Raw genomic sequence first — 683 nt, 5'->3', positions numbered from 1 at the left:
GCGCGTTGGCATGTATGGTTAATTTATCGCCCTTTTCATACCAAGACTTTCCTCCCAGTTAGAAAGCGTTATTAAGGCAACGACAAAAACGGAATTAACAAACAAAAGCGCAATTTTGTACAAAAGCTGAAAGAGACTATAGAGTAGACTGATAAGTCGCTCGATAATTAACAGGCTTGGAAATTGTTATGGAGAACAAGAAGCGCTCTAAAGAAAAGGCCGAATATAAGATAACGGAAGAGCTCGGTGGCCTTGAAATTCTTGATGCTGAATATGAAAAGCAGAACTTCTCACGCCACAGCCATGAGGGCTACACGCTTGGGGTTATTGAGCAGGGGGCGCAGCGCTTTTATCGAACAGGCGGGCATCATATCGCGCCACAAAATGCGATTATTCTGGTCAATGCCGACGAAGTTCATAGCGGTCACTCTGCCACTGAAGGCGGTTGGGCGTATCGAGCCATGTATCCACTCCCAGAGCAACTTGCCAAGATCACTCAAGAGCTTAACCTACCGAACTACGGTGCGCCTTACTTCCCAAGAGCGGTGGTTGAAGACCCTGAACTCGCTAATCAATTGAGGTTGGTCTTTAACACGATCGATGAATCCGACAATCGCCTGTTAAGAGAGACCTTGATGTATGGGATGTTGGTTAAGCTGATTAGTCGACATGGAAAATCGCCG

The 683-nt window shown here is 46.3% G+C and carries 1 protein-coding gene; it reads left to right on the top strand.

Annotated features, from left to right (window positions below):
- Positions 1 to 188: 188 nt before the first annotated feature.
- Positions 189 to 683, top strand: a 495-nt coding sequence (locus tag AB4496_RS25380; RefSeq protein ID WP_372132602.1) for an AraC family ligand binding domain-containing protein, incomplete at its 3' end; no start/stop codon positions are given.

The sequence above is a fragment of the Vibrio sp. 10N.222.46.A1 genome, assembly GCF_041473595.1.
Lineage (GTDB): Bacteria > Pseudomonadota > Gammaproteobacteria > Enterobacterales > Vibrionaceae > Vibrio > Vibrio tasmaniensis_A.
Note: the sequence above shows the minus strand (reverse complement) of the source record. Positions and strands in the feature narration are given on the sequence as shown.